This is a genomic window from Enterobacter cloacae complex sp. P17RS, from assembly GCF_014895885.1.
GTDB lineage: Bacteria > Pseudomonadota > Gammaproteobacteria > Enterobacterales > Enterobacteriaceae > Enterobacter > Enterobacter bugandensis.
Genome location: NZ_JADBQK010000028.1, coordinates 124,597 through 138,035, shown reverse-complemented (window position 1 = coordinate 138,035; position 13,439 = coordinate 124,597). Strand labels below are relative to the sequence as shown.

Sequence of the window (13,439 nt, the reverse complement as noted above, 5' to 3'; positions counted from 1 at the left end):
GTGCTGCGGGAGCTGCGGGGGCCGCGTCAGGGGAGCTGGCTGCACATGCTATAGCCAGCGTGCTCTATCCGGAAGTGAAAGACCTGTCGAAACTGAGCGAAGATCAAAAGCAGACGGTCATTACGCTGGCTTCAGTATCGGCGGGGATGGCGGGTGGATTGGCGGGAGGGAGTACGGCTTCGGCAGCTGCTGGAGCGCAAGGTGGGAAGAACGCGGCAGAGAATAATGCTACCTCAAACTGGGGTGGATTAGTGCCTCCAGCAACGCAACAGGATGCTTCACTGGCTTTCGATCTCGGCGGTAAAGGTGTATCTCCCGACAAAATTAACAAGGCTATTAAAGACTCTCATATTGGTCCATCAGTAGGGGATACGGCAAAAATCCATGGTGATGTAAAAGGTCAGGTGGCTGTTGGTTATGTCGGCGGGGGCTATCTGGAGGGGGTCCTTTCAGAAGATAAATTCGCAATTAATGGCGGGATAACAAAGGTGTTTGGCTGGCGCGCGGATGCGTCGGCTGGATTAACTTTCGGGCCTTATCCAATTAAGGATTTCAATCCGGCTTATGATTATTCCGGTTCCATATCCGCTGGTATTTTTTCAATTGAAGGATCTGTAGGTAAAGATGGCGTTGGTGGTGCTTTCAGAATTGGCGGAGGTATTGGTGCTAGTATCCGACAAAGTGAAAATCATAACAACCTGCCGGAGATCGACGGCGCTGGCAGTACCGAACTCGTATCCTGGCCCTTCAAAAAGGATTAATTAAATGATTTATCTGCTCTTAGGAATTGCGCTGTTCGCATTTTTCGTTGGAACGGTCGTGTTTTTTCGTTTTAGTAAAGTGACAGGAAGAAGCGTCCAGTCACCGTTTACCCCGATGTTTTTCTTTGACGCGCTATTTTTTGGTCTGGGTAGTAAGCGAGACATGAACATCGCGGCATGTTCATTTATCGTCTTTCTAGTCAGTATCTGGGGATTAACTTATTTAAAATTAAGCACTCATTTTTGGGGCAGTCGCGAAAGTTATTTTGGTTTTGCGATCGCCGGGATTTTATTTCTGATTATGCATTGTCGCTATTGTGCAAAAAATGTCGTTATCAGAAATGATGGCCTGGCTCCCATGAGAGAGTTGATTAATCTCCGGCGGTCCGGCCTCATCAGCCCTTTTTTATGGTTAAGCCGGGCCGGATATCTGGGGTTCTTTATTGGCATGATTCGCTGAAGCGAGATGCGGAAAAACAGTCTCCGTACTCCTGGAGACTACCCCAGCCTCTCCACCCTCGTCTCCCCCTCCGCCATCGATAGCTGATACAGCGAAAACGATCTGTGCTTCTCAATCAACGTCGCCAGCTCCGGCGAGTGGCTGGTGAGCCAGATCTGCGAGTAGCGACTGGCCTCGGCGATTAAGCTCGCCAGGGCGGGCAGCATCTGTGGGTGCAGGCTGTTTTCCGGTTCGTTCAATGCGATAAATGCTGGCGGGCGCGGGCTTAACAGCGCCACCGCCAGGCACAGAAAGCGCAGGGTGCCGTCGGAGAACTCCGCCGGTTCCAGCGGCCTGCTCAGCCCCTCGCGCTGCATCATCATGCGAAAACGTCCACCGCTGTTGTCGCTGTAAAACACGCAGCCGGGGAAGGCCTGGTCAAGGATGCGCATCAGCAGCAGCTCGTCGCCAATCTCCACGATAGTCTGAAACGCCGCAGCCAGGTTGGCACCGTCGCTGGCCAGCACCGGGGAGCGGAAACCGACCTGCGGAGCGCGCATCGCCGAGCCGATTGATACAGAAAACTCATGATAAAAGCGCCAGTTACGCAGGGACTCGCGCATCTGCGACACTTCCGGGTAAAGGTGCGGTTCGCCAAGCTGCCCGAATACCGATTCGTTCTCGTACAGCGTGCCGCTGTGGGTCACCTTCTCGTGATGCACGTTGTTCAGAAACACGGCCTGATTCCTGCGCTTCATCAGCTGTGACGACGGTCGACGGTGCTGGCCGCTCAGCCAGATGGACTCCTCTTTGATCACCGGGTCGAGTTGAAACTGTGAGGGATACGGCAGCTTCTCCACAAACCCGACCTGCAGCTCGTATTCGTAGGTCTCAGTTTCTACCGCCAGATTCATCCGCCGCAGCTGGTCGCTGCGGGTTTTGCCTGCCCAGAACACCTTCAGAATGCCGCCCTCGTTCGCCAGCGCCTGGGAAAACTGCCCTTGAGCGGCGCTGTGCATCAGGTGTATCGCCTTGTAAATATTGGATTTTCCTGTGCCGTTCGGCCCGAAGACGATGTTTAGCTGCTCCAGCTCCAGCGACATCTCGCGGATGGAGCGGTAGTTTTGTATGTGCAGGGTGTTAATCATTTTTGTTCCCACGCAAAATTTCCCTGAAATGCGTGACCAGTGGACGCTGGTTGGCCTTATGCCACGCCGCCCACAGTTGAGTTGAGTAAGGCATCCACGTTAGTTCGCGCAGTATCACCCCTTCCGGTGCGTTATGACGCAGGCTGTGCTGGATGAGCGCCAGTCCAAGCCCGGCGGCCACAAGTCCCAGTGCCGTTAGCGGTTCACCCGCCTCCAGACGAATGGTCGGGTTAAATCCAGCCTTCACGCAGGCGGCAACAAATTCGTCGCGGGAGTGAGCATCATCGTTGTGAATGACGGCAATCCACTCCTGATCCGCCAGTTGCGCGGGCAAAAGGACTTCTTCCTGAGCCAGAGGGTGATGTTGCGGCAATGCCAGCAGCATTTTGTCATCCAGCACCTGAATATATTCCAGGTCTTGCTCGCTTTCCGCAGGTGGCGTGTCGACCAGTGAAAAGTCGAGGCTGCGCTGACGCAACCCTTCGATCTGCGTGGCGGGTGGTTGGCTGTAAAGGGCTATATGAACGTCCGGGCGGGACTGGCGCAGTGTGCGTAAGGCGGTAGAGAGCACACCGGAGTGCATCGCGTTTTCAATATAGCCGATACACAACCCCCCATCCTCACCGCGGCCTAAGCGCTTTCCGAGGGACTCCAGACGGTTCGCGTGGGTCAGCAGGGAGCGGGTCTCAGCGAGGAAAGTTTGCCCGTCGGCGGTTAAACGTATGCGCTGCTGGTTGCGTTCAAAAAGCATCAAACCGAGGCGTTCTTCAAGCTGGGCAATCTGGCGGCTCAGCGGAGACTGAGAGATATGCAAACGCTCGGCGGCACGGCCAACGTGCTCCTCTTCTGCCACCACCACGAAATATTTCAGCTGTCGTAAATCAATCATGTCAGACCTCAAAGGACTCAAGTTAGACGAATTATGTCCTATCAAGTCATAACCTCGCAAGGTATTGTGATCAGCGTCACAGGGCGACAGCGAAATCGCCCGACCTGAACCCAAAAACTGAGGACATCTTATGAGTATCAAAAATCTGTTACCTGCAAACATCGGCCTGGGCGGCGCACCGCTGGGCAACATGTTCCGCAACATTCCTGAGGATGAAGCATTGGCCACCGTACACGACGCCTGGAAACTGGGCGTGCGTTACTTCGACACCGCACCGCTTTATGGCTCTGGCCTTTCCGAACTGCGCATGGGTGAAGCGCTGTCTCAGTATCCTCGCGACGAGTATGTGCTGAGCACCAAAGTAGGCCGCATCATGCTCGACGAGATGGAAGATCCCGCGACCCGTGATTTTGGTGAGAAAGGCGGTCTGTTTGAACACGGTCTGAAAAACAAAATTCTCAATGATTACTCCGCTGATGCCACGCTGCGCTCTATTGAGGATAGCCTGAAACGACTGAAAACTGACCGTCTGGATATCGTCTGGATCCACGATCCAGCGCAGGATTTCTACGGTGACAGCTGGCTGGAACAGTTCAATGTGGCGCGTACCGGTGCGTTCCGTGCCCTGACTCGCCTGCGGGAAGAGGGCGTCATTAAAGCATGGGGTCTGGGCGTAAACCGCGTCGAGCCGTGCGAGCTGACGCTGGCGCTGGATGAGCCTAAGCCCGATGCCTTCCTTCTGGCGGGCCGTTACTCTCTGCTCGACCATAAACGCGCCTTACAGCGTCTGATGCCAGAGGCGCTGGAGCACAACGTCGATATCGTGATCGGCGGTCCCTACAGCTCAGGCGTGCTGGCCGGAGGGGAGCACTTCGAATATCAAAAAGCCTCTCCGGCTATTCATGAGCAGGTGGCACGTATTCAGGCTGTTGCCGCGCAGTTCAACGTGGATGTAAAAGCTGCGGCACTGCAGTTTGCGCTGGCGAATCCGGCCGTCGCCGCCGTGATCCCTGGCTCCAGCCGCCCTGGCCGTATGGCTGAGGATTTGGCTGCGCTAAAAGCCACCATTCCAGCGGCATTCTGGGAAGAGATGCGCCGTCAGGATCTGGTTGCTGAGAATGCACCGCTGCCCGTTCGTTAATCACCGCGGGGTCGTCAGGCCCCCAATACTTACATGAGAAATATGATGAAACTGGATCTTACCGACAAAATTGCGGTGGTGAGCGGCTCTACGTCCGGCATCGGGCTCGGCATTGCCGACGGGCTGGCACAAGCGGGAGCCACCGTCGTGGTGGTTGGCCGTCAGGAAACCAGCGTGGCCACAGCGATTGCCAGCATTAAAGCAAAAAATCCAGCCGCGCTGCTGCGTGGTGTGGTGGCTGACCTTAGCACCGAACAGGGTGTTGCCGCACTGATCGCCGCCGTGCCTGTCGCCGATGTGCTGGTGAATAACCTTGGCATATTTAACGACAAAGACTTCTTCACCGTGCCGGACGACGAGTGGATGCATTTCTACAACGTCAACGTGCTGTCCGGCGTCCGCCTGGCGCGGCACTATGCGACAGCCATGGCAGAGCAAGGATGGGGACGCATTATTTTCGTGTCGTCCGAATCTGGCGTGGCCATTCCCGGTGACATGATCAACTACGGCGTCACCAAAGCCGCTAACCTGGCGGTTTCGCATGGACTGGCAAAACGGCTGGCGGGCACAGGCGTCACCGTGAATGCGATTCTGCCCGGTCCGACATTTACTGATGGCCTGAAAACGATGCTGGCCGAGGCTGCCGAAAAATCAGGCCGTAACGCACGTGAACAGGCCGATGAGTTTGTCCGCAGCGCGCGCCCCAGCTCGATTATTCAGCGCGCCGCGGATGTGGAAGAGGTGGCAAACCTCGCCGTTTATCTGGCATCACCGCTCTCTTCCGCGACCACGGGTGCTGCCCTGCGTGTGGATGGCGGTGTTGTCGACACCCTCGCAATGTAATCCTACATTACTGATATTAAGAGAGAATAATCATGGCTAATACAACAGTATCTATTGAAATTCCGGCATCTGCCGAAACGGTGTGGCAACTGATGGGGGGCTTTGATGCCCTGCCAGACTGGCTACCGTTCATCCCAGAAAGCGTCTCCTCTGAAGGCGGGCGCGTACGTTCGCTGACCACGGCTGATGGTGGCACCGTGATTGAACGTCTGGAAGCGTTTGATAACCGCCAGCGCAGCTACAGCTACTCGATTATGAAAGCGCCCTTCCCGGTGGTGGATTATCTTTCCACCATTACGGTACATGAAACGGCCGACAGCAACGTCTCACGTGTAGAGTGGTACGGTGAATTCACGCCGGTAAATGTTTCTGACGCAGAGGCCCAGGCCCTGTTCAGCGGGATTTACCAGGATGGGCTGGAAGCGTTGAAAAAGAATTTTGTCGCATAATCCTCAGAGCGCCGTTTTACGGCGCTTTTTTTTGCCGATCGTATGGGTTAAGCGCAAAAAAGAGACGACAGTGAGGATGTCGTCTAAACGGGGTACTGCTTTGGGCCTCTATGGGTCAATGGGGCCTTCGCATTTTTTTCATCACTTGACTGCCAGACGCAGACCCAAATCATCAGGATAGGGATCAAAGTAGTTTTGCGTCATCAGATACCGGTCGGGGTATTCGGCCAGGTAATGCTTCAGCAGCGTGATCGGCGCGAGGATAGGCAACTGTCCGTTGCGATAATGCAGGATCACGTCGCGCAGCTCGCCGCGCTGGCGGGTGTTGAGCTGGTTACGAAAATAACCCTGAATATGCATCAGCACGTTGGTGTGATTCTTCCGCGAGGCGGGTTTTTTCAGGATGGTCATCAGCTTTTCCCGGTACGCCACGAAGAAGGCGTCCAGGTCTTCCCACTCGTGCAGCGAGGCAACGAACGGGCCGATTTCACGGTAACCCGCCTGATGGTGCGCCAGCAGCTGAAGCTTGTAGCGGCTGTGGAAGTCCAGCAGCGCGCGGCGCGTCATGCCATTTTTACGTAGCGTGTTGAGTTCGTGCAGCGCAAAAACACGTTCGACAAAGTTTTCCCGCAGCACCGGGTCGTGCAGGCGTCCGTCCTCTTCCACGGGCAGCCACGGCAAGGTTTCAAGGAGGGCGGCGGTGAACAGCCCGACCCCCTCCTTGCGGCCCCGGTTGCCGTTTTCATCGTACAGCCGCACGCGTTCCATGCCGCAGCTTGGGGATTTTGCACAGACAACAAAGCCTGCGAGATCGCCGATTTTCGGCAAATAATCTGCCGCAAAGTCAGCCATTTTCTGCGTTACGTCTTCGTGAGGCGCGTGGCTGAAGCGCATCTGCGTTTCACCTTCTGTCGTGACGATCAGACGCAACGCCGGACGAGGCGTCGGCAGGCCGATGGCCATCTCCGGGCAGACGGGCCTGAAATTCACCCACTGGGCCAGCTCATCCATGATGAAGCCCATGCGCTTATGTCCGCCGTCAAAGCGAACGGCGGATCCGGTCAAACATCCGCTAATACCGAGCACAGGTTTCGTTGTCATGGTGTAGTCCTCCCGTTCATATAACTAAAACTTACACAACATGACTAATTTGTCCAAGTATTCGCGGAACTATTTTTTATAATCCTTTAAAATCAATGCGTCTTAACTGCCCTTGTAGGTCGAGTAGCCGTACTGGCTAAGCAGAAGTGGGATGTGCAGCTTCTCGTTGGTGCGGGTCACGGTAAACAGCACCGGGATCTCCGGGAAGAAGGTATCCAGCTTTTTGCCGTGGAAATACTCTGCGGTTTTAAAGGTTACTTTGTACACGCCAGGCTGCATGTCCTGATCCTGCGGATAGAGCGATTTGATACGGCCATCGTGGTCGGTTTTGCCGCTGGCAACCTGAGTCCATTTGTCCTGCTGCTGCTTCTCCAGCGTAACGGTAACGTCTGATGGCGGCATTCCGGTTTGCTGGTCAAGAATGTGGACGCTTAGCGTGCCGGCAGGGGCGCTAAAGGCGGCAGGGGCAAAGGCCATCGAGGCCAGGATCAGCAGAGGGGCAGTTTTTTTCATGGTGTTTTCCTGTTGAGTTATTCGTCACAGGAAAACGTTAGCATCTGCGGCGCGGGAAAATATTCAACTTTTCGTGAAGATTCCCGCAGGAGAAAATTATCAGAGGATAATTACTTCAAGCGATACCTGCTGCTGCCACTGCTCCACCTGCTTTTTCCGCCCGGCGGTGAGCTTGCCGCTGGTGACCAGCAGCCATTTCCGCTCCGGGAAAATCTCCGGTGCCAGCGCGTCAGGGGGAGCCGGCAGGATGTCGATGCGGTGGCCCTGCCCGGTGCGCGTTAGGGCTTCGAGCCAGATCTCGCATGGGTCGTTCAGGTGCCAGCCGCTGAGCAGAATATTGTCGCCCGGCGCTTTTTTATCGCCTTCGAGGCAAAACGAGGTGTAGGCGATGATGATGCCGTCGAGGATCGCGCGCAGGGTCATGGCGGCGGCGACGTTAGCCGAGACCTGGCTGCGCAGCGGACGCAGTACGTTCGCGACCAGTTCCGGCCTTGGGTACTCGCGTCCGGCGTCGTAAATCATCTGGCGCAGGGACTCGACTTTGCCGTCCTGCAGGCGTTGCAGCATGCTCTGCTGCAGCGTTTGCCAGTTGTTGGTCCGCCCCGGCGTCGGGCGTTCCAGCAGCGGTTTGACCTGGCCGATCGGGACGCCTTTTTTTACCCAGTCGAGGATTTTGAGCGCCTGCTGGACGTCCTCATCGCTGTACTGGCGGTGGCCGCCTTCCGTGCGCTGTGGCTTGAGTAAACCGTAGCGACGCTGCCACGCCCGCAGGGTGGTGGCGGTGATGCCGCTGAGTCTGGCGAATTCGCCGATGGAGTAAGCCATGTCCGTGTCCAGGGTGGAGGAATACTCTCAATATACTACGAATTTTCCCGAACGGGATGAAGCGCCGAAACGGTGCACTACACTTAACTTCCAACCGTGCAAATGAAAGGAATTCTCATGAAGCTATGGCCTGTTGTGACCGGTGTTGCGATTGCCCTGACGCTGGTCGCCTGTAAATCCCCCACGCCGCCGAAAGGCGTGCAGCCTATTACCAACTTTGAAGCCAGCCGCTACCTCGGCAAATGGTACGAAGTCGCCCGTCTGGAAAACCGCTTTGAACGTGGTCTGGAACAGGTGACGGCGACCTACGGCGAGCGCAGCGACGGCGGCATCAGCGTGCTTAACCGGGGTTTTGATCCGGTGAAGAACAAGTGGAACGAGAGCGAGGGCAAAGCCTACTTTACCGGCGAGCCGACCACCGCCGCGCTGAAGGTATCGTTCTTCGGCCCGTTCTACGGCGGGTATAACGTGATCAGGCTGGACGATAAGTACCAGTACGCGCTGGTGAGCGGCCCGAACCGCGACTATCTGTGGATCCTGTCACGCACGCCGACCATCCCGGATGCGGTGAAGCAGGATTACCTGAACACCGCGCGCAGTCTGGGCTTCCGGGTTGATCAGCTGGTATGGGTGAAGCAGTAAAAATCGTGCTTTCTTCCTGGGGCATTACTGGCTCGTCTGGATAGACTTCCGTTAAAAGCCCAACGGAGAAAGACGGCATGAACGGGCGAGCGGAGCTGCCATCCCGGTGGGGAGCGTTACAGCAGCTACAGGATATTCACCTTGCGGCAGGCGTGCCGATGGAAAACGTCACCGTGGTGGTACCGAGGGATGGGGTGATGGGGAGCAGATCGCAAAGAGTGGATTGAAATAGTTCGGTTTTCTAATCATGATCCCCCCATGAAAATAGAAACCGCACTCCCCATACACTTTGAACGTCTGGTTGCGATCTGGGAATCTTCCGTTCGCGCCACCCATCACTTTCTACAAGAAAGCGATATTGCGGCGCTGCGCCCGTTATTGCTCAACGCCTATCTGCCTAACCTCAAGGTCGTGATAGCTCGCGATGACGCAGGCGTTATTCACGGCTTTTTGGGCGTGGATGAAAACCGCATTGAAATGCTTTTTGTGGATGACGCGAGCCGAGGGAAGGGCGTCGGGAAACTACTGCTGCAATACGCTATTGCAGAGTTCGGTGCGAACGAGGTGGATGTGAATGAACAGAACCCGCAGGGCGTCGCGTTTTATCGCCATATGGGGTTTGAGCAGGTCGGACGCTCGGAACTGGACGGGCAGGGGAATCCGTTTCCGTTGTTGCATATGAAGCTGAGCAGAGATACCGGGATTAGCGCTTAGCCTGTTTATCCCATTTTAATAAGCCGACGATATCTTTCTCACCTTCGGCTTCTTTCAGCAGGCGCTGCTTTTTTTCAAACTCAATGTATTCTGAGCACGCCTTCTCATCAGCTGCTTTCTTACTGATTTTGCCAGCTTCTTCTAAAACGTCCCGGTCATTAAATTTCAGGAACTGATCGAGTTTGGTTTGCCAGTCTCGTAAAAATACCTGCTTGCGACGTTTGGCCTGATCTTCGGCAAAATCGAGCCACATATTAACGACGCGATTAAGCTCGCTGACCTCATCCTGAGACAAATAATTTTTTGCCGTGGTGACATCGCTTTTACGGACTTCTTCGCCCTTATAGCTGGTCAACCCCATATGCGGTTGAGTGGCGTCCGCACGTTGGTGAATCAACTCAGCAGCGGTAAGACCCGTGCAGGCAAAATGCAGTTTATTTTGGATTGTCTGGAAGAATTGCGTGGTTTCTTTGAGTGATGGCTGATAGTCAGCGGCTAGCGCAAAAATCTCCCTCACGCGAAGATAGACCCGGCGTTCACTGGCCCGTATGTCGCGAATGCGTTCCAGCATTTCATCGAAATAGTCAGGCACGGCGGATGAACCCACAGGCGGGTTTTTCAGACGCTCGTCGTCCATAACGAAGCCTTTAACCAGATATTCCTGCAGCGTTTGGGTGGCCCACTGGCGGAACTGTGTACCTCGTGCGGAGCGGACGCGATAGCCGATGGCAAGAATGACGGGCAGGCTAAAGTATTGAACGTTATATACTTTACCATCGCTGGCAGTTGTTCGGTAAAACCGAACAACTGAATTTTCGACCAGCTCACCCTCATCAAAAATATTCTTGATATGCCCGCTGATCGTAGCTTTGGCTTTGCCGTATAACTCACAGATCGTGGCCTGTGAGAGCCACAACGTATCGCTTTCGAAGCGGCATTCAATGCGAACTTTTCCATCCTTGCTGGCAAACATGACGAACTCACCGGCTGGTGAATTCATTAATTCTTCATATGTCATGCTGCCTCCGAGTCATAAGGTTGATGCCGGTAAGCTCGTAGTATGCCAGAAACAGCCGCTAAGCCAGGTGGTTTGTATTTGATTTTGCGAGGCGCTTTCCATGATGCTGAGTTTGGATCGCCGCAAGCGCGTCCTCTATCTCAATCAGCTTTGCCTTCGTCCGTTTATAATCGTCCTGCAACCGCTGCTCCTGCTCGTTATACGCCACCAGAACGATGCACCCTTTCATGACCTTTACCGTAACCTGCTGTCCGGTATCAAACCCCGCCGCGCGCAGCCACTTGCCGGAAAGGATGATTTTCGGCGTGGGTTTGTCGAAAACATTCGGGCGGTATCCCACAATTAACGAACGCTCGGTTCCGGATTGGTCGGAGTCTGGGGTAGAATGCGAATCAGCCATAATCAACTCCTTGATAGTTGGTGAGGTTAGCTCTTGCCTGGTATTGCGAGTACCTGGCGAGGGCGTTTCAATTTGAGGTTTTCGTATGTTAAGGTACGTACCTCATTGAACATATCTTGCTCTTTTAGGTACGTACATGTCAACTGCTAAACGTGACCCTAACAAATCTAAATCCGGAAAAGCACCGACGTTTCAGATGCGCATTACGCCGGAGTTGAAGGCGCAGTTTGAAGATGCTGCGAAGGCAGAAGGGATGAGTTTGGGGAATTGGATAAAAACTATTGCTAAAAATGAATTGATTAGGAAAGGTATTGTTCCGAAATTATAATTAGATATTAATGCTTTTTATAAAATGTTAAGGATAATGAATGAAAATTTATTTTTCAAATTGGTATGGGTTTGAATATTATATAGGTCTGCACTTTCTTCCTGATAATTTAGGATATCCTGAAAAAAAAGGAAATAAAGAAGGTGGTTTGGCTATAAACTTCCAATTATATTATGTTAAATCAAAGAATTTAGCAAAAAAGATTGGAAATGTAATGGTATTATCTCCAGGTAGTCGAAATATGAGGGATTTTTTCGAACAAGAAGGTAACCATATTGAAGGGAATAAAATTTACGATGTAACAAAACTTTTTCGACCCGAAATGATAGTTTCAATGCCGAATAATATTGAATATTACAAGGCTATAGCCAGTCTTTTTGAAGAACAACAAGCAATAAATATTTTAAAAAGATTGTGTGACGTTAGTTACTATAAGGATAATTTGAATCTCTATAAAAATTGGTATGGATTTACTAGCCGTTTTTATAGGGATAACTCAAGCAGTAAGTCTATACTTAAAAATGGCACAAAAATTGCCATGGGTAGTTATGAGATTAATGGGGTTATTGAAATTGCATTAAATGATTTAGGCGATTCTTTTGAGCCATTTACTCTTTCATTTAATAAATTGGATGACATACCTAGAGATATTAATCTTATTATAGGTAAGAATGGGTTAGGAAAAACACACATACTTAAAGAAGTGTGTGATGTCATTACTGGACTAAAATCAGCAAGATCTAAGCCATTGTTTAATAAATTAATTGTAGTCTCATATTCTCCTTTTGAGAGTTTCAATACGAATAGAGAGTTATCTGAACTCTTATCTGTCAAATATGGTTTACAAAACCTGACAAATATCCATGACAATCCATTATCTATAAATGACTATACTTATATAGGCTTTAGGAATGTTGAAGGGCAATTTGACAGAGACTGGCCGACTTCTTTTTCAGCCAAATCTATTTTAAACTCTATTGAATATGACAGAGATGTAGCGTGGTGGGCGGAAGATGGGCAAGGAAAACTTAAAACGATTTTTTCAACACTTTCATTATCAATGAAATTTGACACCATAAGATTTAAAACTATAAAAAATAAAAATATAGATGTAACGATGAGCGGTGACAAAATTCATTTTAATAATGAAGATGAGGAAATTAATTATCAAGCAGGAGCTGTTTTTCTAAATAATGGGGAAGAAATAAAACTAAGCTCTGGTCAACAAATTTATTCTTTTATGATTCCATCAATAGTGTCAGAAATTCAAGATGAAACATTAATTGTAATAGATGAGCCTGAACTTTATTTACATCCAGCATTAGAGATCGGGTTAATTGAAATGTTGAAAACTATACTTAAAAATAGAAAGTCATATGCAATTATAGCTACTCATTCTTCATTGATAGCAAGAGAAGTTCAGAGAAATTGTGTTCATGTTTTAAAAGAAGCTACCTTTGGTACGATGATTGATCTTCCTACTATAGAAACATATGGAGAATCTTTAGAAGAAATAATTGGAGAGATTTTTGATGATTATTCAATAAAGAAACCATATCAACATGAGATTGATGATATTATGGATGGAAAGTTAAGTCTTAATGAAAATTTGGATAAGTTATCGCATAGGATTGGTGACGAAGGGTTGGTATACTTAGCTTCTAAGATAAACAGATCTAATTAAGGTGATGCAAATGAAAATTATTAAAGCATTACTGACGCAGGACGAGAAAATATGGTTGAATTTAGGTCTTGCTTGTAAGAAGGCTAGAGATGTCTCATTACCTACATTAAAAAAAGAAATATGCGAAAAATATAATGATTATGTCCATATTGTCAATGGATTGGATAACAATCTACCCGAAAGTATGTTTTCATCTGCAGCAAATAGCGACCTAAAAAAACATTTTATTGATTTATACAACTATCCCACTTCAAGGCTCAAAGAGCTTTTGATTTCTAAAAGACGTGAGCATGCATTGACATCTTGCCCATACTGTGGAAATCCAACTATTCCGGATACATTAGACCATTTTATACCAAAAGATAAGCTTGCTGAATATTCTATATATCCAAATAATTTAGTTCCACAATGTCGATCATGTGCACCGATAAAAAGTAATAAATATTTTTCCCATGAAAATGATTTAGTCATGTTTGCCCATCCATTTTATTCAAGACTTCTTGATAATGTTATTATAGAAATAATTTCTTCACTGGATGAGGGG

Annotated in this window: 17 protein-coding genes and 2 pseudogenes; 12 read left to right on the top strand and 7 right to left on the bottom strand. The window is 50.7% G+C overall.

Translation table 11 applies throughout. From position 1 onward, the window contains the following. Positions 1-2: 2 nt before the first annotated feature. From IM265_RS22225 to IM265_RS19370, 3 genes and pseudogenes are all read left to right on the top strand, one after another. Positions 3-236: pseudogene (locus tag IM265_RS22225) on the top strand (VENN motif pre-toxin domain-containing protein); the annotation flags it as partial. A gap of 15 nt (positions 237-251) precedes the next feature. After that, the gene (locus IM265_RS19375; protein WP_370551785.1) at positions 252-761 is read left to right on the top strand and encodes a polymorphic toxin type 25 domain-containing protein; all 510 of its coding nucleotides are present in this window, start codon (positions 252-254) and stop codon (positions 759-761) included. A gap of 4 nt (positions 762-765) precedes the next feature. Further along, positions 766-1,221 (top strand): hypothetical protein, encoded by a 456-nt coding sequence (locus tag IM265_RS19370; RefSeq protein ID WP_048960249.1) that lies wholly within the window; start codon positions 766-768, stop codon positions 1,219-1,221. 38 nt (positions 1,222-1,259) lie between these two features. Here IM265_RS19370 and IM265_RS19365 read toward each other — a convergent pair whose 3' ends face one another. Continuing rightward, positions 1,260-2,348, bottom strand: coding sequence for an AAA family ATPase (locus IM265_RS19365; RefSeq protein ID WP_028014993.1), 1,089 nt, complete (start codon positions 2,346-2,348; stop codon positions 1,260-1,262). Continuing rightward, the gene (locus IM265_RS19360; RefSeq protein WP_044597397.1) at positions 2,341-3,237 is read right to left on the bottom strand and encodes a LysR substrate-binding domain-containing protein; all 897 of its coding nucleotides are present in this window, start codon (positions 3,235-3,237) and stop codon (positions 2,341-2,343) included. The genes IM265_RS19365 and IM265_RS19360 overlap by 8 nt, the downstream gene beginning before the upstream one ends. A 130-nt stretch (positions 3,238-3,367) precedes the next feature. On the opposite strand from IM265_RS19360, the gene IM265_RS19355 reads away from it, so the two are divergent. From IM265_RS19355 to IM265_RS19345, 3 genes are read left to right on the top strand one after another with little or no spacing between them, the layout of a single operon-like run. Beyond that, positions 3,368-4,378 carry an aldo/keto reductase gene (locus IM265_RS19355; RefSeq protein ID WP_063155219.1) on the top strand — a complete coding sequence of 337 codons (1,011 nt, stop codon included), beginning with the start codon at positions 3,368-3,370 and terminating at the stop codon, positions 4,376-4,378. Positions 4,379-4,423: 45 nt separating this feature from the next. Next, positions 4,424-5,221 carry an SDR family NAD(P)-dependent oxidoreductase gene (locus IM265_RS19350; protein ID WP_048960252.1) on the top strand — a complete coding sequence of 266 codons (798 nt, stop codon included), beginning with the start codon at positions 4,424-4,426 and terminating at the stop codon, positions 5,219-5,221. 32 nt (positions 5,222-5,253) lie between these two features. Then, positions 5,254-5,670 carry an SRPBCC family protein gene (locus tag IM265_RS19345; protein WP_048960253.1) on the top strand — a complete coding sequence of 139 codons (417 nt, stop codon included), beginning with the start codon at positions 5,254-5,256 and terminating at the stop codon, positions 5,668-5,670. A 141-nt stretch (positions 5,671-5,811) separates the two neighbouring features. Here IM265_RS19345 and IM265_RS19340 read toward each other — a convergent pair whose 3' ends face one another. The 3 genes from IM265_RS19340 to IM265_RS19330 all read right to left on the bottom strand — a co-directional run bounded on the left by IM265_RS19340 (position 5,812) and on the right by IM265_RS19330 (position 8,109). After that, positions 5,812-6,771 (bottom strand): DUF523 and DUF1722 domain-containing protein, encoded by a 960-nt coding sequence (locus IM265_RS19340; protein WP_193031524.1) that lies wholly within the window; start codon positions 6,769-6,771, stop codon positions 5,812-5,814. Positions 6,772-6,873: 102 nt separating this feature from the next. Further along, positions 6,874-7,284, bottom strand: a complete 411-nt coding sequence (uraH, locus tag IM265_RS19335; protein ID WP_047366896.1) for a hydroxyisourate hydrolase — start codon at positions 7,282-7,284, stop codon at positions 6,874-6,876. A gap of 99 nt (positions 7,285-7,383) precedes the next feature. Continuing rightward, the gene (locus IM265_RS19330) at positions 7,384-8,109 is read right to left on the bottom strand and encodes a MerR family transcriptional regulator (RefSeq protein WP_192971835.1); all 726 of its coding nucleotides are present in this window, start codon (positions 8,107-8,109) and stop codon (positions 7,384-7,386) included. A gap of 117 nt (positions 8,110-8,226) precedes the next feature. Between IM265_RS19330 and IM265_RS19325 the strand changes: the two genes are divergently transcribed. From IM265_RS19325 to IM265_RS19315, 3 genes and pseudogenes are all read left to right on the top strand, one after another. Continuing rightward, a complete protein-coding gene (locus IM265_RS19325; RefSeq protein ID WP_047366898.1) occupies positions 8,227-8,751 on the top strand; it encodes a lipocalin family protein in 525 nt (174 codons plus the stop codon). A gap of 113 nt (positions 8,752-8,864) precedes the next feature. Then, positions 8,865-8,978 (top strand): annotated as a pseudogene (locus tag IM265_RS19320) (class I SAM-dependent methyltransferase); the annotation flags it as partial. 31 nt (positions 8,979-9,009) lie between these two features. Beyond that, positions 9,010-9,465, top strand: coding sequence for an acetyltransferase (locus tag IM265_RS19315; protein WP_063437874.1), 456 nt, complete (start codon positions 9,010-9,012; stop codon positions 9,463-9,465). On the opposite strand, the gene IM265_RS19310 is transcribed toward IM265_RS19315, so the two are convergent. Both IM265_RS19310 and IM265_RS19305 read right to left on the bottom strand, forming a co-directional pair. After that, positions 9,455-10,483: a virulence RhuM family protein gene (locus IM265_RS19310; RefSeq protein WP_193031526.1), complete on the bottom strand. Its 1,029-nt coding sequence runs from the start codon at positions 10,481-10,483 to the stop codon at positions 9,455-9,457. The two genes, IM265_RS19315 and IM265_RS19310, sit on opposite strands and share 11 nt — an antisense overlap. Positions 10,484-10,541: 58 nt before the next feature. Next, the gene (locus tag IM265_RS19305) at positions 10,542-10,883 is read right to left on the bottom strand and encodes a SymE family type I addiction module toxin (protein ID WP_193031528.1); all 342 of its coding nucleotides are present in this window, start codon (positions 10,881-10,883) and stop codon (positions 10,542-10,544) included. 136 nt (positions 10,884-11,019) lie between these two features. Here IM265_RS19305 and IM265_RS19300 point away from each other — a divergent pair, with 136 nt between their 5' ends. From IM265_RS19300 to IM265_RS19290, 3 genes are all read left to right on the top strand, one after another. Continuing rightward, a complete protein-coding gene (locus IM265_RS19300; RefSeq protein WP_193031530.1) occupies positions 11,020-11,211 on the top strand; it encodes a toxin-antitoxin system HicB family antitoxin in 192 nt (63 codons plus the stop codon). Positions 11,212-11,251: 40 nt separating this feature from the next. Further along, on the top strand, positions 11,252-12,895 hold the full coding sequence (locus IM265_RS19295) for an AAA family ATPase (protein ID WP_193031532.1): 1,644 nt from the start codon (positions 11,252-11,254) through the stop codon (positions 12,893-12,895). Between the two features lie 10 nt (positions 12,896-12,905). Further along, a partial coding sequence (locus IM265_RS19290; protein ID WP_193056015.1) for an HNH endonuclease occupies positions 12,906-13,439 on the top strand: 534 nt, incomplete at its 3' end.

Bases quoted from the DNA above. Each gene is read 5' to 3' on its own strand.
- IM265_RS19315 (WP_063437874.1), top strand. From the start codon at position 9,010: ATGAAAATAGAAACCGCACTCCCCATACACTTTGAACGTCTGGTTGCG.
- IM265_RS19355 (WP_063155219.1), top strand. From the start codon at position 3,368: ATGAGTATCAAAAATCTGTTACCTGCAAACATCGGCCTGGGCGGCGCA.
- IM265_RS19295 (WP_193031532.1), top strand. From the start codon at position 11,252: ATGAAAATTTATTTTTCAAATTGGTATGGGTTTGAATATTATATAGGT.
- IM265_RS19310 (WP_193031526.1), bottom strand. From the start codon at position 10,483: ATGACATATGAAGAATTAATGAATTCACCAGCCGGTGAGTTCGTCATG.
- IM265_RS19365 (WP_028014993.1), bottom strand. From the start codon at position 2,348: ATGATTAACACCCTGCACATACAAAACTACCGCTCCATCCGCGAGATG.
- IM265_RS19360 (WP_044597397.1), bottom strand. From the start codon at position 3,237: ATGATTGATTTACGACAGCTGAAATATTTCGTGGTGGTGGCAGAAGAG.
- uraH (WP_047366896.1), bottom strand. From the start codon at position 7,284: ATGAAAAAAACTGCCCCTCTGCTGATCCTGGCCTCGATGGCCTTTGCC.
- IM265_RS19300 (WP_193031530.1), top strand. From the start codon at position 11,020: ATGTCAACTGCTAAACGTGACCCTAACAAATCTAAATCCGGAAAAGCA.
- IM265_RS19370 (WP_048960249.1), top strand. From the start codon at position 766: ATGATTTATCTGCTCTTAGGAATTGCGCTGTTCGCATTTTTCGTTGGA.
- IM265_RS19330 (WP_192971835.1), bottom strand. From the start codon at position 8,109: ATGGCTTACTCCATCGGCGAATTCGCCAGACTCAGCGGCATCACCGCC.
- IM265_RS19325 (WP_047366898.1), top strand. From the start codon at position 8,227: ATGAAGCTATGGCCTGTTGTGACCGGTGTTGCGATTGCCCTGACGCTG.
- IM265_RS19305 (WP_193031528.1), bottom strand. From the start codon at position 10,883: ATGGCTGATTCGCATTCTACCCCAGACTCCGACCAATCCGGAACCGAG.
- IM265_RS19340 (WP_193031524.1), bottom strand. From the start codon at position 6,771: ATGACAACGAAACCTGTGCTCGGTATTAGCGGATGTTTGACCGGATCC.
- IM265_RS19350 (WP_048960252.1), top strand. From the start codon at position 4,424: ATGAAACTGGATCTTACCGACAAAATTGCGGTGGTGAGCGGCTCTACG.
- IM265_RS19345 (WP_048960253.1), top strand. From the start codon at position 5,254: ATGGCTAATACAACAGTATCTATTGAAATTCCGGCATCTGCCGAAACG.